Origin of the sequence: uncultured Acinetobacter sp. (assembly GCF_947626835.1) — a bacterium.
Lineage (GTDB): Bacteria > Pseudomonadota > Gammaproteobacteria > Pseudomonadales > Moraxellaceae > Acinetobacter.
Map to the genome: position 1 here is coordinate 1 of NZ_CANQTS010000038.1, position 23,293 is coordinate 23,293.

Consider the following 23,293-nt stretch of genomic DNA (forward strand, 5'->3'; position numbering starts at 1 on the left):
CTCTTAGCGCTGATGGTAGTGTGGGGTTACCCATGTGAGAGTAAGTCATCGCCAGCTCATTATTCTAAAAAGGCCCCTGATCATTGATCAGGGAGCCTTTTTTTATGCCTGAAATTATTATTTAAACTGCTAAGTCATTTATTTTTATGACATTTCTTATCTAAAAGTATCGATAGTCGTATTGTGAATCATTTTAAAATAAATCATTGATTTAAATAAATTTATTAGAAATTTTAAGATATATTTCACATATTTTCTCGATTTAGCCTAATGATAGTGGGCTTTTCAAGTGAAAAATCTTTATTTATAAGTGTATAAATACCTTAAAGGTATATATTTATGTCTATAAGGTTTTGGACAAATGCCTGCTTAAAAATCATTGTATGTCAAAATTTATACTATATATCCCACAGTTGGAGGTGAGGATTAATGACAGCGCAAACAATGAATGTCAATGCTGTAGTCGATCAGGCTAAGTTTAACAAATTTCATGTTAATGTTTTATTTTGGTGTTTGCTCATCATTTTATTTGACGGTTACGACCTTGCAATTAATGGCGTGGCTTTGCCATTGTTGATGCAAGAGTGGGGCCTAAGCGCTGTACAGGCAGGTATGCTGGCCAGTACTGCATTAGGTGGCATGATGTTTGGTGCTATGTTCTTTGGCATGCTTGCAGATAAAATTGGTCGTAAAAGTGTGATTATGATCTGTATTATTTTGTTTAGTGGTTTTACCTTCTGGGGTGGTTTTGCCTCAACTCCAACTGAATTTGGTGTGTTACGTTTTTTAGCAGGCTTGGGAATTGGTGGAGTCATGCCAAACCTTGTGGCTTTAACATCAGAATATGCACCACAACGCATGCGTAGCACTTTAGTGACCACGATGTTTAGTGGTTATGCAGTAGGTGGTGTGATGGCCGCTTTACTGGGTTCTTGGTTTACTCCAACCTATGGTTGGCAAATCATGTTCTGGATTGCAGGTATTCCATTACTGTTACTGCCAATTATTTGGAAGTTTTTACCTGAATCAATTATTTTTATGGTGAAAGCAGATAAACAAGAACAAGCACGTCATGTATTGACACGTTTAGCACCAGAAGCGAATGTAACAGCTACAACGCCATTGGAACTAAGTAAAGCTGAAGTTCCAGAATCTGCCACAGTAGCCAACTTATTTAAAAAAGGTCGCGCAACCAATACTTTATTATTTTGGCTTGCCTTCTTCATGTGTCTATTGACCATGTACGCATTAGGTAGTTGGATGCCAAAATTAATGATGGCAGCAGGTTATTCAATGGGCAGCAGCTTATTGTTCTTACTTGCAATGAACATCGGTGCTGTAATTGGTACTGTATCGGGTGGTATGCTCGCTGACCGCTTCCATTTAAAACCAGTAATTATGGTGTTAGGTGTGGTTGGTGCGATTGTACTGAGCTTACTCGGCTTTGAACCACCACAAGTGGCTTTATACTTAATGATTGCATTAGCAGGTGCAGCTTCAATTGGTTCACAAATCCTTTTGTATAGCTATGTAGCACAGTATTACCCAGTTGCAGTACGTTCAACTGGTATTGGTTGGGCATCGGCTGTAGGACGTAGTGGTGCGATTATTGGTCCAATTTTAATTGGTATGTTGTTGGGTATGGATTTACCGCATCAATATAACTTTATTGCAGTAGGTATCCCTTTATTGGTGGTAGCAATTGCAGTAACACTGATTTCTAAGCAAGATCAAGCTGAAGAAGTAGAGGTAAAAACTCCTGCTGTAGCTCGTAACTAAGTTTTTAACATCCATATAAGCCTCAACTGATGTTGGGGCTTTTTTATGGCTTTTGCTTAAATAGCATATTCCATATTGAGGAATTGATAGGAAACACTAGCTAAGAGTTTCCTATATGGACAACGTTATACGCACAAATAAATAACCCCCGACATCCTGTCGAGGGTTATGGATATTTCATGTGAGACAAGCAACTTTCCTGTCACTATTTTATTTAAATCCTTTTTTATTGTTTAGTTTTTTACTAACTTGTTGTTCTTTTAAAGTTTTGGAAACTTCCTGTTCCCGATGTAGTTAGAATAGTAAAATCTTAGTGTAGAAAATAGCCGTTATCGTCACTAGCCTTTGTAGGCATAAGATTACAAAAAATTCTAAATTTTTGTTTTAATTGGGTTCGATATTTTAGTTATGTAATTTATTTATTCTGCTATGTAACAAATCACGATGTATAAAAAAGCCCTTAGCAAGATAAGGGCTTTGTAAGCTTTATTTTGCGTATTTGATCAGCTTATCTACAGCAGCTTTCAAGGCTTTTTCATCAAACTCATTTGCTTCAAAGCTTTCTGTTTGATTGCGTGAGAAAATGTCGCGAATTTCAATGGTTGCATTGCTATCCACAAGACCCATATAAGTTGCCACTTGACGAATTTGATCTACTGAACGTGAGCCATTGGTTGCACCATAGCTGATGTATGCAGCAGGTTTACCTTGCCATTCTTTACCTAAGTAATCGAGAGCATTTTTAAGCGCAGGGCTGTAACCGTGGTTATATTCAGGGCTGATAAGAATAAAAGCATCACCCTTCGCAATTTTTGCTGCCCATTCTTGTTGTTTTGGTTGGTCATAAATGCCCATCATAGGTGGGGTTGCACCTGCAAAAAATGGCAAATCTCAAGCTTTAAGATCTACGATTTCAACATCTAATTGGCTGTTAAGGTTTTGAATAGACTGCTTTGCCCATTCAGCAAGTTTGATTGCAGTACGACCTTCACGGACACTGCCGACAATAATTTGAATATTCATTAGTTTGTTTCTCAAGAGTAAATGAAATCTTATATGTTTCAGCAAAAATTTTATCTAAATAAAAAGCGCCTAAGTGGCGCTTTTTATAGTAATTTTGCAATTACATGAGTTTAACACCTTGTTGACCTGCAGGTGTGACTTTAAAGATTTCAACTTCAAAGGTAATATCTTTGCCAGCCAGTGGGTGGTTAAAATCAACTTCAGTGATATCATCACCGACTGATTTTACAACACCATACAACGTTGCTTTAGCTTTGTCTTCAAACTCGATCATATGACCTTCAATTGGGCGTTCGCCAAATTTTACGGTATCGAATTTTTGTACGTTTTCTGGATTCCATGGTCCAAAAGCATCTTCAGGCGGAAGACTAACAGTACGACGGTCGCCTGCACGCAAACCAAACAGTGCTTTTTCAAAGCCCGGTAATAAGCTGCCATCACCCATGACGAGGCTGACAGGATTTTCACGGCTACGTGTATTGTCAATTTCTACGCCATTTTCAATCGCGACAGAAAAATGCAGTTCAACTTTTGAACCTTCTTCAACACGGGTTTCTTCGTTTGGATTAATAAAATCAGTCATGTTGTTGTTCCGCAGCTTGAATACGTTTTTTCTCTAAGAAAAAACTATCAATCAACAGCAAGATGGTGCCAAGCGTGATGGCACTATCTGCAATATTAAAAGCAGGAAAGTGGCTGTTGTTGTAATACACATGAATAAAGTCCACCACATAACCAAGCAACACACGGTCAATCAGATTACCCACTGCACCGCCTAAAATTAGGGCAATCGCAAGGGGCAAGACTTTTAGTGTTTTTGGCATACGCATCAGCCAAAATACAAAAACAATCGAAACAATTCCTGCCAATGAGGTAAAGAAGTAACGTTGCCATCCACCAGCATCGGACAAGAAACTAAAGGCAGCGCCATAGTTATGTAGTAATGTCCAATTTAAAAAGGGCAGTACAGGAACAGGGTCTGCATAATTGAGACTGTTGACTGCAATCCATTTGGTCCATTGATCTAAAACAATCGCAATCACCGACAACCCAAGCCACACTAAATTGTGTGCCTTGAATTGGAATAAGCCCTTTTTATTGTGTGGGTTAGGCATATTTTCTCTCTTCGCCTTGGCCTGATGGTAAGTTAATAATACAACGACCACATAAACCTGGATGTTCAATATGTGTATTTACATCAGGTAGTACATGCCAGCAACGGACACATTTTTCACCATCTGCTGCTGAAACTTGCACGTTTAAGCCGTCTAAATCAGAAGCTTCCCCTTGTGCTGCATCAAACTCATTCACAATTACTTGCGAGGTGATAAGTACGAAACGAAGTTCGTCGCTGAGTTTATCAAGCACAGTTTTGAGTTCAGGATTTGCCCAAAGTTCAACTTTAGCAGATAAGTTTGAACCCACTGTTTTTGCAGTACGTGCCGCTTCAATAAACTTGTTGACCGCAGATTTTACAGAAATCAAGGTTTGCCATTCAGCTTCAGACACAAGGTTTGCAGTCGACGCGACAGGAATGTCATACCATTCAGCGGTAAATACGTATTTCTCTGATTGTTCAGGAATCAGTGGCCAAGCTTCTTGAGCAGTAAAGCTTAAGATCGGTGCCATCCAACGTACAAATGCTTGTACCAAATGATACAACGCAGTTTGCGCTGAATGACGTGCTTGAGAGTCGGCTTTAGTAGTGTATTGACGGTCTTTGATGATGTCTAAATAGAAACCACCTAAGTCGTTGATACAGAAGTTGGTCAATGCATTGGTCACGATATGGAAGTTCATATCTTCGTATGCTTGTTGAATGGTTTTTTGAACCTCAGACGCACGTTGTAAGATGTATTGATCAAGCGCGATCAATTGATCTACAGGCAAAGCATCTGTTGAAGGTTTAAAACCATTTAAGTTGGCAAGTAAGAAACGAAGCGTATTACGGATACGACGGTAGCCGTCTGATGCACGGCTAAAGATTTCTTTACCCGCAGTCATTTCATAACGGTAATCGGCAGATGCAATCCAGAAGCGTAGACCATCGGCACCCATATCTTTAATGATGTCTTGTGGGGTAATGATATTACCCAACGATTTCGACATCTTACGACCTTTTTCATCGACCACGAAGCCGTGAGTCAATAAGCCTTTGTATGGCGCACGTTCATTAATCGCAATTGAGGTGAGTAATGATGATTGGAACCAACCACGGTGTTGGTCTGAACCTTCTAAATACAAATCAGCAGGATCTGTGAGTTCTTCACGCTCACGAAGTACTGCATAGTGCGTTGTACCTGAGTCAAACCATACGTCTAGTGTGTCACGTACTGCATTATATTGTTCTGCATCATCACCGATAAACTCGCGCGCATCGCGGTTGTACCAACCATCAATACCTTCTTGTTCAATCAGTTTAGCGACGATTTCAATCAATTCAGGCGTACGAGGGTGCAATTCGTTGGTGTCTTTATGTACGAAGAATGGAATTGGCACGCCCCAAGTACGCTGACGAGAGATACACCAATCAGGACGACCTTCAATCATCGCTTGAATACGATTTTTACCCCAATCTGGCACAAAGCTGATTTCATTTTCAATCGCGTTTAATGCATTTTGGCGTAAGCCTTGCGCATCCATGCTAATAAACCATTGTGGCGTCGCACGGAAAATAATTGGTGTCTTATGGCGCCAGCAATGTGGATAGCTATGTTTGATTGGCTTATGTGCCCAAAGCTTATTGCTTTCAGTTAAAGCTGCAATAATTTTTGGATTGGCTTTGTAGATGTGTTCGCCTGCAAAAATTGGCGCAGTTGGTAAATACACACCATTACCGCCCACAGGGTTGTCGACTTTTAAGTTGTACTGTAACCCAACTTTATAATCGTCTACACCGTGACCAGGGGCTGTATGTACCGCACCTGTACCGCTTGCATCTGTTACGTGTTCGCCCAAAATTACAGGTACTTGACGCTCGCTAATCAGAGGATGTTGCAGCACTAAGTTTTCAAGTTTCGCGCCTGCAAATTCTGCAATCACTTCAACATGGTTAAAGCCATAACGCTCAGTTGCAGATTCAACCAAAGATTTTGCAAGAATAAAGTTTTGTGCTGCTTTTTCCTCACCGGTTGCTTTAACCAATTGGTACTCAAGCTCAGCATGTAAAGCCACTGCTTGGTTGGCAGGTATGGTCCAAGGTGTGGTGGTCCAAATCACGATATCGGTACGATCAGCTACATCGACACCCAAACGTGCAGATAAGTCGCTTAAATCAACAACTGAAAAACCCACGTCAATCGCGTCAGATTTTTTATCTTCGTATTCAACTTCGGCTTCAGCCAATGATGAACCACAATCTAAACACCAGTTCACTGGTTTAAGACCTGGCTCGATGTGACCGGCTTTGGCAATTGCGCCAAGTGAACGCACGATGTCAGCTTCTTGCTTGAAGTTCATGGTTAAATAAGGCTTGTCCCAATCACCAAACACGCCCATACGCACAAAGTCTTTCTTTTGCAGTTCAACTTGGGTGTATGCATATTCACGGCAGGCTTTACGGAAAGTTGAAGCATCAACTTTCACCCCGACTTTACCGACTTTTTCTTCAACTTTAAGCTCAATTGGAAGACCGTGACAGTCCCAACCCGGCACGTAAGGTGCATCAAAACCGTCCATGACACGGCTTTTAATGATGATGTCTTTTAAAACTTTATTGACTGCGTGACCCAAATGGATTTGACCATTTGCATACGGAGGGCCATCGTGCAGGACATATTTTTTCTTGCCAATACGCGACGCACGAATCTGCTGATAAATGTTGTCGGCATACCACTCTTCTAACCATTTAGCTTCACGTACTGCCAAATTTGCTTTCATTGCAAATTCAGTACCTGGGAGGTTTAGCGTGGCTTTATAGTCCACTGCATTTTCAGGAGTTTGCTTATCGCTCATGCAAGTTGTCTTCCAATTTTCATTCAGCAAAGCTGAGGCGTTTTACAATAAATTAAGGGATTTAAAACGGTAAGATTGTGTTGCTGTGACGGAAGTTGATTAACTGTGCCACATCATCATCAATGCCTGCCTTGAGTGCTTCTAGCGAAGGATAGTCTTTTTCGCCGTGCAAGTAATGTAAAAATGTTACTCGCATTAACAGGCCATACAGATTAGCAGAAACATCAGGAAAATGTACTTCTAAACGCCATTCTGGATGGGCTTGTTTAATCGCTGGTCGTGTACCCACATGCCCTGCACCAAACAAAGCATCAGCTTGATAACCTTGGATACCTAATTTTTGTGGGTGGTGCTGTTTGACACGTTGTGCAAGTGACTCAGTTTCACACAACACATCAACCGCATAAATGCCATTTAAACACGGTTTATGCCGATTTAAGCGCACATTAATGGTTGGAAAATCAATGGTACGACCAATTTGATCGCCATAGACCACGCGCCCTGTAATGCTATAAGGACGCCCAAGTAATTGAGCCGCTAAGGCTAAATCGCCCGCTTGTAAAGTTTGACGAATGCGGGTAGAACTCACCCGCTCGCCATGCACTTCAATGGTATCTAAGCTGGTAATTTCAAAACCGTAACTTTGTAAAAATTCACTATTGCCTTGACGGTTTTTGCCAAAGTGAAAATCATCGCCTAAGACCAAATGTTGCGCATTGAGTTGATTTTTTAAAATGTCAGCAAAATCAGTGGCGCTTAAACTACGAAAGCGTTCATCAAATTTGGCAATCACAATATAGTCAACGCCAAGTTCTGTTAAATATTCAACTTTTTCACGCAAAGATGAAATACGGGGTGGGGCGTCATAGCCTTTAAAAAATTCGAGTGGTTGCGGCTCAAAGATCATCACCAAACTTTTTAAGTTGTTATTTTGGGCAATACTTTGAAGTTGGCGAATCATCGCCTGATGACCAAGATGTACACCGTCAAAATTACCAATCGTGACGGCAGTTTTTGGCAATTGTGTGCTAGGCGCTAAAGCATTCAGACGGAGCAGCTTCATGGGCAAATCAAGAGCTTAGAAATATGACGAGGCTATATATTGCCATAATCTTGGCGTTTCGTCTTGTTGTTGTGTTTTTATTCAAAAGGAATTTTTCTAGCAGAATTATAAATCAGTAAAATTGATTCATTTTATAAATATTAATCAATTTTATTTATATATGGTTCTGCTTAAAATAAAGGCATCTTCCACTTGAGGAGCCGATGATGCCACGCGTATTTCAGTATCTTGAAAAACCTAGCGATTTTATTCGTCATTTCACCCCAAACTGGTTCACCGTGTGTATGGGAACAGGCATTGTGGCGCTGATTATCTCAGAATTACCGATGTTTTCAGATGTTTTTTGGAATATTGGGCAAACCTTGTGGCACATCAATATTTTCTTATTTGCTGCATGTAGTGTGCTGTACATGGCGCGTTGGGCTTTGTTTTATCACGAGGCTAAACAAGTGTTTCAACATCCAATAATGTGCTTGTTTTTAGGTGCAATTCCAATGGCTTTGGCCACCTTGATTAATGGAATGCTGAAATATGGTGTGCCTTTGTATGGGGAACATCTGATTGATTGGGCGCAGCAGTTGTGGTGGCTAGATGTTGCTTTAGCAGTGACGATTGCATGGATTGTTCCATTTTGTATGTATCGACATCAGCAACACAGCCTAAAAAACATGACTGCGGTTTGGTTGCTGCCCATTGTGGCTTGTGAGGTTGCAGCAGCCAGTGGCGGTGTTTTGATTGCTCAGTTAGAAACAGGACAAGCAGCTATGCAAATTTTACTGACCAGTTATGTGCTATGGGGCATGTCAGTCTTACCTGCTTTTGCAGTGTTGACTATTTTAATGCTGCGTTTGGCTTTACAGCAATTACCAGCCAAAGAAGTGGGTTTAAGCAGTTGGTTAACATTGGGACCGATTGGGACGGGTGCATTGGCTTTATTGTTGTTGGGACATGAAGCACCACGTTTAATGAGTTTTATTGGCTGGGGGCAACTGGGAGAGTTGATGCAAGGAGCAGGTATCTTAGGTAGCTTGATCTTGCTTGGTTTTGCAGTGTGGTGGTTGGGTATTGCATTGCTTAGCAGTGTACATCATCTGCAACAAGATTTGCCTTTTAACTTGGGATGGTGGGCACTGACGTTCCCGATAGGCGTATTGAGTTTGGCAGTTTTAACTTTAGCAAAAACTTTGGGATTGGCTTGGATGCTCAGTATCGGCTATAGCTTGACGGTTTTACTCATATTGTTATGGTGCATTGTTGCCTTTAAAACCGTGATTGGATTTTATCAAGGTAAACTTTTGTTCTCGCCGTGTTTGGTTCAGTTTTTAGAAAAACAAAGCTCAGTCAAAAGCTAAACATAAGGCGCAATGGAATTTGACTTAAGCCATGATTTGCCACAGAAGAGCATTTGTTCTTTAATACAGCTCTTTTGAGTTGATAGAGAACGATGATGTCCGATATGGCGTTAATCATGGCTTTGCCCAATGAATCCAAAGGTTTGTTTGAAGCAGCAGGCATCGATGTGCATTACAGCGGTATTGGTAAAGTAAATGCAGCGTTTAAAGCATTTGAGGTGATTCAAAAGACTGGTTGCACAACTTTATTAAATTTAGGTACAGCAGGCAGTTCGCATTTTCAGGCGCATGAATTAGTCGAAGTCACACGTTTTGTGCAACGTGATATGGATGTATCGGCATTGGGTTTTGAAGTAGGTGTCACGCCAATGGATCAAGAGTATCCTGCGGCAATTGATTTAGTGCCTTATTTTAAGCATTTAAGCCAAGGCATATGTGGTACAGGAGATAGCTTTGAGACAGCTACACCTAAAGTTGCGTGTAACTTGGTGGATATGGAAGGCTATGCATTGGCTAAAGTGTGTAAAAAACTCAATGTACGTTTAATTTCGGTGAAATATATTACCGATGGAGCAGATGGAGCTGCGCACCTTGATTGGCAAGAGAATTTATTATTAGGTGCTCAGAAATTATTAAAGTTGTATCAATCCATCTAATTTTTGCGACCATAGAACGCTATGGTCGTATGCCAGCAGCTTGTAGCAAGCTGTTAATCTTGTGCTGTCAAAGATGCTGCGATAGAAGTCTGCCCATCACGCGGTAAAATACCGTATAGCATCATGTGAATGGTATGTTGAATAATACGCTGTTGCATGCTGCGGTTACGTAAGGTTTTACCGGTGACCATTTCCATCTGCGTTGAGAAATCGGCATAGTTTTGGGTCAATGCCCAAATGTTTAAAATCAGTAATTCAGCATCAATATCTTTAGAAATTTTGCCTTGCTCTTGCCAATTACTAATCACTTTGGCCTTACGTTTTACTAACTTTTTGAGTGGTCCTTTTAAAATTGACAAGATACGAGGTGCACCTTGAATCACTTCTAAAGCAAATAAACGCGATGCCTTAGGCTGAGTACGTGACACTTCAATTTTTTGCATTAAATAATTGGCCAAAGCCTCTTCTGGCTCTAAATCTGCCTCAATCATTTGCAATGGTGCTAACCATTTTTGCAATACAGTGGTGAGCACTTCTACATACAACGCTTCTTTATTTTCGTAGTAATAAAAGATATTGGATTTGTGCATTTCTGCAAGCTGCGCGATCTCATCAAGGCTCGCGCCATTAAAACCATACAGCGAGAAAACATCTAAAGCTGCATTGAGCAGTTGATGGCGTTTTTGCGTACTCTTTTTCTGTTCCATTGGCAGATTTAAAAATTCGGTAAGGGAGTGGCAAATTGTACGACAAATCAGCAAATATTGGCAGGAAGATAGATTAATTTTTAGACAATTTTTACCGTTTATTATAAAAAAAAGCCTGAATGTGTGATCTAGTCAAAATTATATAAATTTGACTGATAATTTAATTTTTTATTTTACCGATCAATTTTATTAGTTTTTTCAATGATATTGAAATTAAATTTTGCCGAAAATATCAATAAAAATATCACAGATTCCTTTTTATGCTGTTCAAGTACAGCTTTCATTTAAGCTCTTTAAGCAATAATCATCAAAACTGAGTCTTGGCAAAAAAGCTCAGTTTTAGATTAAAAATTTAAGTTGAAAGCACGGCATGAAGTACCTGTTGTTCAAGTGCAGTAAAGTTGTGATCTTTAATACGAGGGCGGGCCAAATCCACTTTAAATTGTGCGGCAATATGACCTCGATCAAGCAAAATAATCCGATCAGCAAGCTGTACCGCTTCACTGACATCATGCGTCACCAAGATGGCAGTAAAGCCATGCTCTTGCCATAATTGTTCAATCAGGTTTTGCATTTCTAAACGGGTCAGGGCATCCAGTGCGCCCAATGGTTCATCTAATAATAAAATACGCGGTGTATGTGATAAGGCACGCGCAAGGGCAGCACGTTGGCGTTGTCCACCAGACAGTTGCGTGGGCCAAAGCGCTACTTTTTCTTTTAAGCCGACTTTTTCCAGCATGTTTAACGCTGTTGTATGTTGTGGTTTGGCTAAACCCAATTGCACATTTTGTTCGATGTTACGCCATGGCAAGAGTCGTGGGTCTTGGAACATGACGCGAATATCATCGCTCGTGATTCCCTCACGTAAATGACGGGCTGATTTAAACTTAATTTCACCATAGCTTTGTTGTTCAAGGTCGGCAATTAAACGCAATAGGGTGCTTTTACCACAGCCACTGCGCCCCACAATGGCAATAAATTCACCGGCTTGAATATGTAGATTGAGGTTTTCTAGAACTTTGACCTCACCATAATATTTATACAGCTGCTCAATTAAAATCTCAGCACCAAGGTTGGCATTGGGATGAAGATCAGGATGAGCTACTGCATCATCAACGTGACGAGTTAAGCTTAAATCAGTCATTATTTTTTCCTTATTTTTGATAACCTGCATGCCAACGCAGTAAATAACGCTCTAAAGCCACTGCAAAGACATCTGCTAATTTACCCAGTAGGGCATAGAGTAAAATACCCACTAAAACCACATCGGTTTGTAAAAATTCACGGGCATTCATAGTCATATAACCAATACCCGCTTGTGCAGAAATGGTTTCAGCCACAATTAAAAGTACCCATACCAAACCTAGCGAAAAACGTAAACCGACTAAAATAGAAGGCATAGCACCGGGTAAAATAATCTCACGATACAATTGTGTTCGTGTTAGTCCGTAACTTTTGCCCATTTCAATCAGTTGTGGGTCAACTGAGCGAATACCATGATAGGTATTGATATAAATTGGAAAAAACACCCCAATTGCCACCAAGAACAATTTTGCAGATTCATCGATCCCAAACCATAAAATTACTAAGGGAATCAGCGCTAAAGCAGGAATGTTACGAATCATCTGTAGCGTGGTATCTAGGAGGGTAGATGCCAATTTAGATGAGCCATTGAGCAAACCTAAAGCTAGACCTAAGCCACCGCCAATCAGTAAACCCATGAGGGCACGACCAGCACTCACTTGGACGTGTTGCCACAGCTCACCACTGACCATTAATTGCCAAAATGCACTCACTACTGCTGTAGGTGCTGGTAAAATCCGACTTTCTAACAGACCTGTTGTGGCAGACAGTTGCCAAATTGCAATCAGTACAACAGGCACTAACCAAGGCAGCAAACGCTGCCTAAGTTGTGTTCCACGTGAAACTTTGCTTTTGGAGAACGGTATAGGAATCACCTGATTAGACATTAAGCTGGCTCCTGCGTTTTAACCTCTTGCTTGGCCGCATCTGCCACGTAGTTATTGGCTACGATCTCGCCAAATGGGCCGGTCAAGTGAGGTTGTGCTAATTTTTCACGAGTGGCTAAAGGCAACAGTGGGAAGACCAACTCAGCAAAGCGAATAGATTCTTCTAAATGTGGATAGCCTGAGAAAATAAAGGTATCAATGCCTAAATCGGCATATTCTTGAATACGTGCAGCTACAGTTTCAGGATCACCGACTAAAGCTGTGCCTGCACCACCACGCACCAGACCAACACCTGCCCAAAGGTTAGGTGAAACTTCTAATTTAGTTCGATCACCATTGTGTAGCTCAGCCATACGACGCTGACCCACAGAATCCATTTGTTTAAATTTAGCTTGTGCTGCAGCAATGGTTGCATCATCAATATGTTGAATCAGTTGCTCCGCTGCCGCCCATGCTTCTTCATTGCTTTCACGTACAATCACATGTAAACGAATACCATAAGTTAAGGTACGACCACGCGCTGCGGCTTTTTGACGTACCAGCTCTAATTTTTCTTTGACTGCTGCAGGTGGTTCACCCCAAGTGAGATAAGTATCGACTTGCTCGGCTGCCAGCTCTACAGCATCATCAGATGAGCCGCCAAACCAAAGTGGTGGATACGGTTTTTGTATAGGTGGATAAAGTAATTTGGCATTTTCAACTTGTAAGCGTTCACCTTTAAAACTATAGCTTTCACCCGTATGTGAGCGCGTTAAAATCTCACGCCAAATGGTGGTGTATTCAGCAGCAGTTTTATAACGAGTCTGATGATCTTCATACACACCATCGCCTTTAAGCTCTTGCTCATCACCACCAGTTACCAAGTTAAGCAATACACGACCACCCGATAAACGATCCATAGTGGCTGCCATACGTGCAGCGAGTGCAGGCGTGGTTACACCCGGACGTAAAGCCACCAAGAACTTAAGCTTTTGCGTGGCATCAATTAAGCTTGCTGCGGTAATCCAAGGATCTTCACATGAACGTCCGGTCGGAATCAGAACGCCTTCATAACCTAAGTTGTCGACTGCAACTGCAATCTGTTTCATATAGGCATGATCTACTTGGCGCGCGCCTTTACTCGTACCTAAATAGCGACTATCACCATGAGTGGGAATAAACCAAAAGATTTTCATTATATTGATCCTTAATTATGGATAGATCCAAATAGTGTCTTAACGACTGATTGGCGTTTAAATGTGATGCAGCCAAATGCTTGGCTTATAACCAAGCGGATAAGCAGTTATGGCTTATTTCGCTTGCGGTAAAATTGCACTTTGAATATCCAGTTTGTGTGGAATTAATTTTTGCTGATAAAAAGCATCAGCCACATTTTGTTGGGCTTCGATCACGTCATTGGAAAGGGGGGTTATAGCAAAGCCCATACGTTGAATAGATTGATGCAGCACTTCAAATTCAAGACCTGTGGGTTGTTGTAATAATTTGGCCGCATCGCTTGGGTGCTGTTTGACCCATTGTGTGGTGGTATTTAAGGTGCGCACTATGGTTTGCAGGATCTTGGGATTTTCCTCAGCAAATTTACGATCAGCTAAGTAAAATTGATGATTTCTGACTAAGTTTTTACCTGTGACTAAACTACGTGCCCCAATTTGATGTTCAGCAGCGGCTAAGAATGGATCCCAAATGACCCAAGCATCAACTGAGCCGCGTTCAAATGCAGCCCGTGCATCGGATGGCGGTAAATACACCACTTCAACGTCAGTTAGGTTCAGGTTATTGTTTTCTAAGATTTTTAATAATAAGTAATGCACATTAGAACCTTTATTCAGGGCAATGCGTTTACCTTTTAAATCTTTGATGGTTTGAATACTTGAATCTTTTGGTACGACCAAAGCTTCACCTAAGGGTGCAGCAGGTTGGTGAGCCACATAGACCAACTTGGCATTGGCAGCTTGGGCAAAAATAGGCGGTGCTTCACCGGCCTCACCAAATACCACACTGCCTACGTTTAGCCCTTCTAAAAGCTGAGGTCCGGCAGGAAATTCCACCCATTTCACCGTGACACCTTGTGCTTTAAGGCTTTGTTCTAATGTGCCTTGCGCTTTGACCAGTGGCAAAACGCCATATTTTTGAAAGCCAATGTTTAAAGTCACTTGTTCTTTTGGCTGAGCACAAGCACTTAACATCATAGCGCTTGCTACGACTGTAGATAAAACTAAGCTTTTAGCAAAACGGCGTGACATAAAAGTGCTCCTGAATGTGTAAGTGAAATGAAGTCATCACCGCATAAACTAAACAAAAATATTTTTCGAAAAAAATAACGATTCAGGAATTCAACATGAAAAAAAAAGATAAATAAAAAAGTGCAAAACTTATGTAAAAAAGTGCTGAATTTCAGCGAGAGTGGAAAATTGTTTTTATCTTTATAGTATTGAAAAATATATTAAAAAATAAATAGCCACACAGTGTGCTTAATAATTGCAGCTAAACAGATGCATTTAAGATCAGCCTCATGACGATTTTTTAAGATATCTATATCTAAAATTGAGCTATGGCGGAGTTAAAAAAAGCCACTGTTAAAGTGACTTTTTGCAAACAATCGAACTACGTTGATAGTTATATAAGGCTTGGCGTGCGTTGGGTAAATCATCCACACTGGCATTTTCAAAACCATGTTCTAAAAACCAATGTGCAGTACGCGTGGTTAAAATAAACAATTGCTGAATGCCCATGCTGCGTGCTTTGTGTTCCAAATATTCTAAAATTTGACTACCGCGATTTGATTTACGATAACTTGGATGCACCGCAACACAGGCAATTTCAGCCGATGGAATCTCATTGTTTTGGGTAGGAATTGGATATAACGCAGCACAGGCTAAGATAGTGCCATCACGTTCAATCACCGCAAATTGATGTATTTCATTTTCTAAACGTTCACGCGAACGATAAACCAAAATCCCTTGTTCTTCTAACGGGCGTAATAGGCTAATTAAGCCTCCCACATCTTGAATATTGGCCATACGCACATCTTCATAGTGTGCATCGGTGAGCATGGTGCCAGAACCATCACGGGTAAATAATTCTTCAACTAAAGCGCCATCGTAAGCATAAGAAATCAGATGTACACGTTCAATGCCTTGGGTAGAGGCCAGTTTAGCACCTTGCAAATGTAAGGCCAGTTCAGGTTGAGTGCTTTGATATCTTTGAATGTAAATATCAAGTTCGGCTGTATTAATTTCGCGTTGTAATTGACCTGCTTCATTCATTAAGCCATGTTGCTGCCCTAAGAAAATCAATTTATCGGCTTTGATTTGAATGGCCGTTTTAGTGGCAACTTCTTCGGCCAGTAAATTAAACACCTCACCTGTGGTGGAATAACCGGTAGGTCCAAGTAACACAATATTGTGATTGTCTAAATGGCGTTGAATAGCGGCATGATCAATGCTGCGTACTTCACCTGTGAGCTGAAAATCCGTACCATCGTGAATACCATAAGGTTTGGCGGTGACAAAATTGCCCGATACCACATCAATGCGTGCTCCATACATCGGTGAGTTGGCTAATCCCATCGACAATAAAGCTTCAATTTGTAAGCGAATAGAACCCACGGCACTCATCACCGCAGTTAAAGATTCACGGGTGGTAATACGGCGCTGCTTATAAAAAGGCGTTTCAATCTGCGCAACCTTAAGCTGCTGGTTAATTTGTGGACGTGCGCCGTGCACCAAAATCAGACGGATACCTAAGGAATGCAGTAAGGCAATGTCATGAATAATATGCTGAAAATTGTCATGCTGGACTGCTTCACCATCAAACATCAACACAAAGGTTTTACCGCGGTGCGCGTTGATATACGGCGCCGAATGACGAAACCAGTGCACATATTGCAAGGTTGTGCTTGAAGTAGGATCAGATGCAGAACTAGACATAGCAGGCTCAAAGAAGTCGCAATAGATTATTTTAATTCATTCACACAACAAAAAACACCTGAGTAGGGGGCTCAGGTGTTTGGGACGAGGTTGAGAGATGACTTAAGTTTAAATCACACGCAAAATGCGATTATTTTTTTCATTCACTAATACATAATCTCCATTCACTTTATACCATTGTTGATTTTTGCCGGCTTTGGCTAAACCACGTGCATCACGTGAGTTAACTTCAAAACGCTTTGAATCAAAAGCACGGGGTAGGGTTTGACCTACGCGTAAATTGCTTTGACTAAAACGACGATCATCTTGATATTTTTTCGCATGTACCGGCGGTGGCGTATGCTTAAACTGTGGACCGTGTTTCACCATGTGGGCAGGCGGTGGTGGTGCTTTACGAGGGTCAAAACGATGATCAGGACCCGGACCTGCCATTGCTGTTGTAGTTGCCATTACAGCGGTTAATGACAGCGCAATCGTTGTTAGAAGTTTTTTCATTGCTGATACCTAAACTGTGTACAGATGTTTTCCGATGAGTTCAATTTAGGTCAAAAAACTAGATAAACGATGGGGGGAATTTAGGTGAAATGTGAAATGTATGGAGAAAAAAAGAAGATCACTATATTTCAATAAAATTGCATAAAAAAAGCCTAAACATGGGTTTAGGCTTAAAAGAGATCACACAGATTTAATCTTGAATTTTAACAATACTGTTGGTGTCGGAATTGAGCAAGATATAATGATTATTCACTTTATACCACTGTTGATTACGGCTTGGTTTAGGTAAGTCATTGTCTTTATATTCTACTTTATAACCATCGCTACGATAATGCTGTGGCATCACGTAACCGGTTTGCCATTTCATTTGTTTTAGACGCTTCATACCACGCTGTTCATGTGAACGGTATTGAGCATCTTCCGTATGTCGTTTATCGCGATGTTTATAGGTAGAAGGTGTATGGGTATCGGCTTCAGGGAAATATTCAACTTGTGGGGCAGCGGTTAAAGCACTGCTTGCCATCAAGGCACTCAAAGAAATTGCCACACTTGCCAATATCTTTTGCATGTTGTGAACCCCCATTTTGGAATCTTTTTTCAATAGTGTTTACTCTACGCAAAGAATGCAGAGAAACTGTGAAGAACACAGATAAATAACTTAAATAAAGTATAGGAAATAAGAATATTATGCGGTAAAAGCTGTTGTTTTAATAGTCGATTCTTAAATGCAAAAAAACAGCCTATATGTGTAGGCTGTTGTTTAAGGGCTTAATTCCATTGTTGATTGAGCACCTGTAATGAGCAAATGGCTTCTAAAACCTCTTGGGCTTGCATACGGTCATCTAAAGCTGAAATTAAGCTGCGTGGTAGTTGTAGATTTTCAATTGAACGAATGGTGTCGATTTTACGTTGTTGATCTGCCATGAAAATATACCTAATACGGTTTATGTTTGAATACATACAGCATAAGGCGAGCTTATTTATTTGTAAAACCGAATAATTTTATAAAATTAATTTAATAAAGCGATTATTGTGCTCAAAAAAAGACCGCAAGCGGTCTTATTTTAATTAATAGGCGTATTTTAAGTCGGTATATTCATTAAGTGACTTTTGAATATGTGAATTAATGAATTCTGAAACATCTTCAGCACTCATCGGTTGCCCTTGTTTGGTAATCACATGTTCAATCTCAGGTTGCCCTTCAATTTTAATGATGTAAGTAAAGTTCTTGGCGACTTTGTAAGCATCATCTTGTTTCACAATATGCGTGATGTATTTATAGCTGTGTTCAAAGTTTAGATCGGTATGAGAAAATACAAACTGATCAAATAACTTAAGATTTTGACCATTTTCTAAAGCTTGTAAGTCATCCACAATACTGGCTTCAAACTTCATTCCGTATTTTTCAGAAATCGGTTGACCATCAATTAAAAGTGACACCATACCATCGTCTAGGGCAGTGACTGTGATATTGCTAAAGTCAGACATATCAATCTCAACGTGTAAATTTAGCGTTTAAGTATGGTGTAAATGCTTAGAAACACAATGCGCCTTTGGCTAAATATGCTGCAAAATTCAACACCAATGTTAATCTTGCGCGTCAATACTCGCGCCATTGAGCTGTAAACTGTCATCACCCATTAAATATAAATAAGCCGGCATAATCGATTCAGGGGGAGGCAAAGTTTTTGGATCTTCCTCAGGATAAGCTTTGGCACGCATGGCGGTACGTGTGGCCCCCGGATTAATGCAGTTAAAGCGCACGTTTGGATAGCTATTTTCTTTAGCAAAGAGTTGATTAACGGCTTCAATGGCAATTTTAGACACCGAATAAGCACCCCAGCGTTCACGCGCTTCACGACCAACCCCAGAACTTGCAAACACCACCGAGGCACTGTCTGAACGTTGTAATAATGGCAATAATTCTTGAGTGAGTAAAAATGGGGCGCGTAAATTGACCGCCATTACATCATCCCAAGTTTCAATTGGATAATTGGCCAATTCGGTACGTTCACCTAAAATTCCAGCATTATGTAAAATTCCATCCAAACGCCCAAATTGTTGTTCTAAGGTGTTATAGAGCAATTCATAATCACGTGGGGAAGCGCTAGAAAGTTGCAGCGGCAAAATTGCCGGCTGCGGTGCACCTAAGCTTTCAATTTCGTCATAAATCACTTCAAGTTTGTTTAAAGTGCGACCATGTAACACTACCGTTGCGCCATGTAATGCATAGCTCAACGCTGCTGCACGCCCAATGCCATCACCGGCACCCGTAATTAAAATAATACGGTCTTTGAGTAAATCGGGGCGTGGTTGGTATTGTGAGTATTTCATGGTGACACCTCCTAGCGACTTGTTATTTATATTGTTAAGTTGAAGCGGATAAGACCATTTGCTGAATTTTTTGATGTAATTCAGCTACATCATTGACTATACAGTCTGCCTGCCAAGCTGTTAAGTCATCTTTGTGCGCCAATGGTAAATAACCATAAGCGGCTAAAATCGTGTACATGTTGGCTGCGCGACCTGCATCAATATCACGTGGATGATCACCCACATAGATACAATCTTCAGGTGTAATATTGATCTGTTGAGCGGCCAAATACATCGGCTCAGGATCAGGCTTGGTGTGCGTTACATCTTCAGGACAGACCAAGACACCGCAACGCTCGGTTAAGTTTAACGCCTTGAGTAATGCTTCACTTAACCAACGTGGTTTATTGGTGACAATGCCCCAAGGAATCTGTGCAGCTTCTAGCTCATCTAATAGGGGATACATGCCTGCAAATAAGTCAGTGTCGACTGCAATATCAGTGCCATAGATATCTAAAAAGCGTTGACGATGCTGTAAAAATTCTGGGTCATTCACATCTAATTCAGGATAAACCAATTTGACCATCGCTCGTGCACCTTCCGATACTTGGGCACGAATCAACTCGCTTGCGACAGGCTTCATGCCTTTCTCACGGCACATATTTTGAATAATGCGTACAAAATCGGCTGCGGTATCAATTAACGTGCCATCTAGATCAAATAAAACCGCTTTCATTTAAGCCTCTTCTTTGACGGTATAGACCATGTAATTGACATCGACATTTGGGGCTAACCAATAGTTTTTGGTCAATGGGTTATAATGTAAACCGGTCATATCTTTGAGCTTTAAATTAGCCGCTCGGATGTCACGTGCAAGCTCGGATGGTTTAATAAACTTGCTATAGTCATGTGTGCCTTTAGCCAACATCCGCAAAACGTATTCGGCACCAATAATGGCAAATAAATATGCTTTTGGATTGCGGTTAATGGTGGAGAAAAACACATGACCACCCGGTTTTACTAGCTTTTGGCAGGCTAAAATAATTGATGCAGGGTCAGGGACATGCTCTAGCATCTCCATACAAGTCACCACATCGTATTGACCCGCTTGTTCTTCGGCAAGTTGCTCAACGGGCACTTGGCGATACTCAATATTGCTGACATTTTCTTGCTCGGCATGTAAACGTGCCACATTGAGCGGCGCTTCACCCATATCAATGCCTAAAACATTGGCACCACGGCGCGCCATGCTTTCGGCTAAAATTCCGCCACCACAACCCACATCAAGCACTTTTTTACCGCTTAACCCACCTGCGTGTTCATCAATCCAATTTAAACGTAGCGGGTTAATCATATGCAGCGGGCGGAACTCAGAATGCTGATCCCACCATATGGCTGCGAATGCTTCAAATTTAGCAATTTCTTGCGGGTCAACATTCAGTTGCGACATGGGTGCCACCTCAATTTAAGTCGTTATAATTTAAATAATCCTAGTGTAGCGACTATTTGGAAAAAAGCGATAAAAGCACTAAAAAACTTCACACAATCAAAACTAAATTTGCATATTTGTTTTATAGTATTTGCCTAAACTAAGCAGAATTATTTCGAGGATAAACCACTCAATGAAAAAATTTGTGTTGGGCAGTATTGCAACGGCAATGTTTGCGATTTCAGGTAGCGCTATGGCTGCTAATTTTGTCGCGGGGAAAGACTACACGGTGCTGCCAAATCCGGGTGTCGTGGATGTAAAAGGCAAGATTGAAGTCCGTGAATTCTTTTGGTATGGCTGTGGTCACTGTTTTACTTTAGAACCGCATATGCAGGCATGGTTACGTAAACTACCAAAAGATGTAAACTTTGTGCGTACACCGGCGGCAATGAACCCTGTTTGGGAGCAAAGCGCGCGCGGTTATTACGTGGCAGAAGCACTGCAAATCCGTCGCAAAATCCATTTACCTTTGTTCCATGCCATTCATGATAAAGGTCAGCAAATTTTTGATCAAAAATCGCAAGCACAATTTTTTGTAAAATATGGTGTGCCTGAAGCAAAATTTAATAGTTTATATAATTCGTTCCCAATTACCGCTAAAGTCAGCAAAGCTAATCAATTGGCCAAGCAATACCAATTGACAGGCGTACCTGCTGTGGTAGTTAACGGTAAATATGTGGTGCAAGGTGATGATGGCAAGGTAGTACAGGTCATCAATTACCTCGTTGAAAAAGAACGTAAAGCCAAGTAATTGCAACTTATCAAAGCTGCCTAAGGGCAGCTTTTTATTGCCAAGTTTGAATACCGCCATAGATCAGCTGAGTTTGTAATAAGGCTTTAACCTTGACCTTGTCTTGTGCAATTTTTTGTTGAATGACATCTTCTACATAACGTAAATCCAACCATTGGATCACCCAACAAAAAGTCATGTTGACGAATATATCAGCAAAAATGGGTAATTCTTCGGTATCTTTGACGGCAGCAAAATTTTGCATATTTTGTATGGTGCTTGCCGTGTATTGCACTAAAAACTTCACTTCACGTTTAATGGCTTGACGAATAATTGTTGAGCCACTACTACGCTCATGAATAAAAAAAGACCAATATTCAGGATGCTTACTGACCACATCAAATAAATAATTTAAACGTTGTTCGTGATCATAAGGTTCTTTGACTGCCATTTTACATATATTGCCAAAACAGGCTTTTAAGAAAATACCAATATGATCAATCAGCTCTAAAGCCAAATGATCCATATTTTGAAAATGACGGTAGAAAGTTGCAGGTGCAAGATTGACCTCACCGGTAATCTCACGCAAGCTCATGCTGCTAAACGTGCGACCCTGACAACTTAAACTCAGCACTGCATTAAGCAAAGCTTGATGGGTTTGTTGTTTTTGTTCTTCACGAATAGGCATAGTGTTTATCTGAGAAAATTTGTCTGTAGTCTAGCAAAAAACAGCCTCCATTTTGCAGGCAAAACGTGAGTTTTAATCTGCTATACTCAAGCTCTTCAATTTTAAATCCTTAGGATAGCTTCTATGATGCGTATCGACCAACGAACAGCAGATCAATTACGTGACGTGAAAATTACCCGTAACTATACACGTTACGCAGAAGGGTCAGTATTGGTTGAATTCGGTCATACCAAAGTCCTTTGTACTGCAAGTATTGATAACTCTGTACCACGTTTCTTAAAAGGTCAGGGTCAAGGTTGGATTACTGCTGAATATGGCATGTTGCCACGTTCGACCCATACCCGTAGCGACCGTGAAGCGGCACGTGGTAAACAAAGTGGTCGTACGCAAGAAATCCAACGTTTAATTGGCCGTAGTTTACGTGCTATGGTGGATTTGAAAAAATTGGGTGAACATACCATTACCATTGACTGTGATGTGATTCAAGCTGACGGTGGTACGCGTACTGCTTCAATTACAGGTGCAGCGGTGGCTTTAGTGGATGCCATGAATGTGTTGCTTGAGAAAAAACGCATTAAACAAGATCCACTAAAAGGCTTAGTGGCGGCAATCTCTGTAGGTATGTATCAAGATGAGGTGTTACTTGATCTTTGCTATGAAGAAGATTCAAACTGCCAAACTGACCTTAACGTGGTGATGACCCAAGCCGGTGAGTTTATTGAAATTCAAGGCACAGCCGAAGAAAAACCATTTACCCGTGCGCAATCCAATGCCATGTTAGAAATGGCTGAAAAAGGCATTCAAGAATTAGTGAAAAAACAACAAGAAGCTTTAGGTTGGTAAGCATTCAAGCTGAGCTCAAAAACGCACCTTCGGGTGCGTTTTTACATTTTGCAGCACAGCCAAGCCGCATTCTTTGTTTAAATAAAATAAGACCACAACATGGAAACTGCTGATGAAAACAATTTTTTTAGGCTTAATCATTATGGCAATGGCATTTAGTATGACCGCCTGTATGGATCGTGGCGAAGAACGAGAACAACAACGCAGTGAACAAAAAGACGATCATGATGACCGTGATGACCGTGATGACCGTGATGACCGTGATGACCGTGATGACCGTGATGACCGTGATGACCGTGATG

General features: G+C 40.9%; 24 protein-coding genes and 1 pseudogene. 6 read left to right on the top strand and 19 right to left on the bottom strand.

The window, feature by feature from the left end; genetic code table 11:
* Positions 1–429 precede the first annotated feature (429 nt).
* Positions 430–1,779, top strand: a complete 1,350-nt coding sequence (locus Q0Z55_RS11440) for an MFS transporter (protein WP_297428721.1) — start codon at positions 430–432, stop codon at positions 1,777–1,779.
* Between the two features lie 486 nt (positions 1,780–2,265).
* Here Q0Z55_RS11440 and Q0Z55_RS11445 read toward each other — a convergent pair.
* The 5 genes and pseudogenes from Q0Z55_RS11445 to ribF form a co-directional block, all read right to left on the bottom strand.
* Positions 2,266–2,802: pseudogene (locus Q0Z55_RS11445) on the bottom strand (NAD(P)H-dependent oxidoreductase).
* Positions 2,803–2,902: 100 nt separating this feature from the next.
* Positions 2,903–3,385, bottom strand: a complete 483-nt coding sequence (locus Q0Z55_RS11450) for a peptidylprolyl isomerase (protein WP_297428724.1) — start codon at positions 3,383–3,385, stop codon at positions 2,903–2,905.
* Positions 3,378–3,917: a signal peptidase II gene (gene lspA, locus Q0Z55_RS11455; protein WP_297428726.1), complete on the bottom strand. Its 540-nt coding sequence runs from the start codon at positions 3,915–3,917 to the stop codon at positions 3,378–3,380. The genes Q0Z55_RS11450 and lspA overlap by 8 nt, the downstream gene beginning before the upstream one ends.
* Complete coding sequence (gene ileS, locus Q0Z55_RS11460; RefSeq protein WP_297428730.1) at positions 3,910–6,756, bottom strand: isoleucine--tRNA ligase; 2,847 nt, start codon at positions 6,754–6,756, stop codon at positions 3,910–3,912. Before ileS ends, lspA begins: the two co-directional genes overlap by 8 nt.
* A gap of 61 nt (positions 6,757–6,817) precedes the next feature.
* Complete coding sequence (gene ribF / locus Q0Z55_RS11465) at positions 6,818–7,819, bottom strand: bifunctional riboflavin kinase/FAD synthetase (protein WP_297428733.1); 1,002 nt, start codon at positions 7,817–7,819, stop codon at positions 6,818–6,820.
* 206 nt (positions 7,820–8,025) lie between these two features.
* Here ribF and Q0Z55_RS11470 point away from each other — a divergent pair, with 206 nt between their 5' ends.
* A complete protein-coding gene (locus tag Q0Z55_RS11470; RefSeq protein ID WP_297428736.1) occupies positions 8,026–9,171 on the top strand; it encodes a TDT family transporter in 1,146 nt (381 codons plus the stop codon).
* 92 nt (positions 9,172–9,263) lie between these two features.
* Entirely contained in the window at positions 9,264–9,827 is a 564-nt protein-coding gene (locus tag Q0Z55_RS11475; protein ID WP_297428739.1) for a 5'-nucleosidase, read from the top strand.
* A 53-nt stretch (positions 9,828–9,880) separates the two neighbouring features.
* Here Q0Z55_RS11475 and Q0Z55_RS11480 read toward each other — a convergent pair whose 3' ends face one another.
* From Q0Z55_RS11480 to ubiG, 13 genes are all read right to left on the bottom strand, one after another.
* The gene (locus Q0Z55_RS11480; protein ID WP_297428740.1) at positions 9,881–10,534 is read right to left on the bottom strand and encodes a TetR/AcrR family transcriptional regulator; all 654 of its coding nucleotides are present in this window, start codon (positions 10,532–10,534) and stop codon (positions 9,881–9,883) included.
* 352 nt (positions 10,535–10,886) lie between these two features.
* Complete coding sequence (locus Q0Z55_RS11485; protein ID WP_297428743.1) at positions 10,887–11,678, bottom strand: ATP-binding cassette domain-containing protein; 792 nt, start codon at positions 11,676–11,678, stop codon at positions 10,887–10,889.
* 10 nt (positions 11,679–11,688) lie between these two features.
* Positions 11,689–12,483, bottom strand: coding sequence for an aliphatic sulfonate ABC transporter permease SsuC (gene ssuC, locus Q0Z55_RS11490; protein ID WP_297428783.1), 795 nt, complete (start codon positions 12,481–12,483; stop codon positions 11,689–11,691).
* Between the two features lie 20 nt (positions 12,484–12,503).
* Positions 12,504–13,679: an FMNH2-dependent alkanesulfonate monooxygenase gene (gene ssuD / locus Q0Z55_RS11495; protein WP_297428746.1), complete on the bottom strand. Its 1,176-nt coding sequence runs from the start codon at positions 13,677–13,679 to the stop codon at positions 12,504–12,506.
* A gap of 114 nt (positions 13,680–13,793) precedes the next feature.
* The gene (locus tag Q0Z55_RS11500; RefSeq protein WP_297428749.1) at positions 13,794–14,747 is read right to left on the bottom strand and encodes a sulfonate ABC transporter substrate-binding protein; all 954 of its coding nucleotides are present in this window, start codon (positions 14,745–14,747) and stop codon (positions 13,794–13,796) included.
* Positions 14,748–15,080: 333 nt separating this feature from the next.
* Positions 15,081–16,433, bottom strand: a complete 1,353-nt coding sequence (gene argA, locus Q0Z55_RS11505; protein WP_297428752.1) for an amino-acid N-acetyltransferase — start codon at positions 16,431–16,433, stop codon at positions 15,081–15,083.
* A gap of 108 nt (positions 16,434–16,541) precedes the next feature.
* Entirely contained in the window at positions 16,542–16,928 is a 387-nt protein-coding gene (locus Q0Z55_RS11510; protein ID WP_297428755.1) for an RcnB family protein, read from the bottom strand.
* Between the two features lie 190 nt (positions 16,929–17,118).
* The gene (locus Q0Z55_RS11515) at positions 17,119–17,496 is read right to left on the bottom strand and encodes an RcnB family protein (protein ID WP_297428758.1); all 378 of its coding nucleotides are present in this window, start codon (positions 17,494–17,496) and stop codon (positions 17,119–17,121) included.
* Positions 17,497–17,696: 200 nt separating this feature from the next.
* Entirely contained in the window at positions 17,697–17,852 is a 156-nt protein-coding gene (locus tag Q0Z55_RS11520) for a hypothetical protein (protein ID WP_297428761.1), read from the bottom strand.
* A 144-nt stretch (positions 17,853–17,996) separates the two neighbouring features.
* The gene (locus Q0Z55_RS11525; protein ID WP_297428764.1) at positions 17,997–18,416 is read right to left on the bottom strand and encodes a hypothetical protein; all 420 of its coding nucleotides are present in this window, start codon (positions 18,414–18,416) and stop codon (positions 17,997–17,999) included.
* Positions 18,417–18,515: 99 nt separating this feature from the next.
* A complete protein-coding gene (locus Q0Z55_RS11530) occupies positions 18,516–19,262 on the bottom strand; it encodes a YciK family oxidoreductase (RefSeq protein ID WP_297428767.1) in 747 nt (248 codons plus the stop codon).
* A gap of 34 nt (positions 19,263–19,296) precedes the next feature.
* The gene (locus Q0Z55_RS11535; RefSeq protein ID WP_297428770.1) at positions 19,297–19,977 is read right to left on the bottom strand and encodes an HAD-IA family hydrolase; all 681 of its coding nucleotides are present in this window, start codon (positions 19,975–19,977) and stop codon (positions 19,297–19,299) included.
* Positions 19,978–20,691 (bottom strand): bifunctional 2-polyprenyl-6-hydroxyphenol methylase/3-demethylubiquinol 3-O-methyltransferase UbiG, encoded by a 714-nt coding sequence (gene ubiG, locus Q0Z55_RS11540; protein WP_297428773.1) that lies wholly within the window; start codon positions 20,689–20,691, stop codon positions 19,978–19,980.
* Between the two features lie 172 nt (positions 20,692–20,863).
* Between ubiG and Q0Z55_RS11545 the strand changes: the two genes are divergently transcribed.
* The gene (locus Q0Z55_RS11545; RefSeq protein WP_297428775.1) at positions 20,864–21,481 is read left to right on the top strand and encodes a thiol:disulfide interchange protein DsbA/DsbL; all 618 of its coding nucleotides are present in this window, start codon (positions 20,864–20,866) and stop codon (positions 21,479–21,481) included.
* Between the two features lie 34 nt (positions 21,482–21,515).
* On the opposite strand, the gene Q0Z55_RS11550 is transcribed toward Q0Z55_RS11545, so the two are convergent.
* Complete coding sequence (locus Q0Z55_RS11550; RefSeq protein WP_297428778.1) at positions 21,516–22,148, bottom strand: TetR family transcriptional regulator; 633 nt, start codon at positions 22,146–22,148, stop codon at positions 21,516–21,518.
* 126 nt (positions 22,149–22,274) lie between these two features.
* Here Q0Z55_RS11550 and rph point away from each other — a divergent pair, with 126 nt between their 5' ends.
* Positions 22,275–22,991: a ribonuclease PH gene (gene rph, locus Q0Z55_RS11555; RefSeq protein WP_297428786.1), complete on the top strand. Its 717-nt coding sequence runs from the start codon at positions 22,275–22,277 to the stop codon at positions 22,989–22,991.
* A 112-nt stretch (positions 22,992–23,103) separates the two neighbouring features.
* Positions 23,104–23,293 (top strand): hypothetical protein (locus Q0Z55_RS11560; protein ID WP_297428781.1); only part of this gene is annotated, 190 nt, incomplete at its 3' end.